The sequence below is a fragment of the Streptomyces sp. NPDC053069 genome (assembly GCF_044546895.1).
Lineage (GTDB): Bacteria > Actinomycetota > Actinomycetes > Streptomycetales > Streptomycetaceae > Streptomyces.
Window position 1 is genome coordinate 1 of record NZ_JBITZN010000039.1, and the last position, 1,056, is coordinate 1,056.

The following is a 1,056-nucleotide window of genomic DNA, read 5'->3' on the forward strand; positions in this document are numbered from 1 at the left end:
TGTATTGATCACGAGCGTTGTTAACGCTGGTCGGGCTTGATCATGGCGAAGACCTCCGGTGTGGTGGAGGTGTCGAGTCTTCACCGCGCGGAGGTCTTCGTGTCCCACCGTAATGCCCGGCTGACCGTTCACGGCAGGCGGCTGCTGGTCGAGCGTGTCCGTTCCGGCCGCCCGGTAGCGCATGTCGCGGCCGAGATGGGCATCTCACGGCCCACGGCCCACAAATGGCTGCGCCGCTGGCAAGCAGAGGGCGTCGCCGGCCTGCACGACCGTTCGAGCCGGCCCCACAGGACGCCGCACCGCACGGCGGCAGCGGTGGAGGTCCGGGTCTGCCAACTGCGGCAGGAGCGCAAGCTGGGCCCGGCCCGCATCGGACCGATCCTGGGCCTGCCTGTCTCGACCGTCCACCGGGTCCTGGTCCGGCACGGTCTGAACCGCCTGGCCTTCCTGGACCGGCCCACCGGGCAGGTCATCCGCCGCTACGAACGCAGCCGGCCCGGCGAGCTGGTGCACGTGGACGTCAAGAAACTCGGCCGCATCCCCGACGGTGGAGGGTGGCGCGTCCACGGCCGTGCCGCCTGCCCCGACCGCCGCCGCACCACCGGCTTCGACTACATCCACTCCGCAGTCGACGACCACAGTCGCCTCGCCTACAGCGAAGTCCACCCGGACGAGAAGGCCGTCACCTGCGCGGCCTTCCTGCAGCGGGCCGCAGCCTTCTTCGCCACCTGCGGCATCCTCCGCATCGAACGAGTCCTGACGGACAACGCCTGGCCCTACCGCAAGAGCTTCGCCTGGCGGCAGGCACTTGCCGACGTCGGGGCGGCCGGCAAGCTCACGCGCATCTACCGGCCGCAGACCAATGGCAAGGTCGAACGCTTCAACCGCACCCTGCTCGACGAGTGGGCCTACCTGCGGCCCTACGCCAGCAACGACGAACGCACGGCCGCCCTGGCAGACTTCCTGCACACCTACAACCACCACCGCTGCCACACCGCACTCGGCGGCCAACCGCCGATCAGCCGCGTCAACAACGCTTCAGGTCAATACATCTAG

At 69.0% G+C, this 1,056-nt stretch carries 1 protein-coding gene; it reads left to right on the plus strand.

Annotation, left to right across the window (positions count from 1 at the left end; genetic code table 11):
• The first annotated feature begins 99 nt into the window (after positions 1-99).
• Positions 100-1,056 (plus strand): IS481 family transposase, encoded by a 957-nt coding sequence (locus tag ACIGXP_RS40040; RefSeq protein ID WP_399776971.1) that lies wholly within the window; start codon positions 100-102, stop codon positions 1,054-1,056.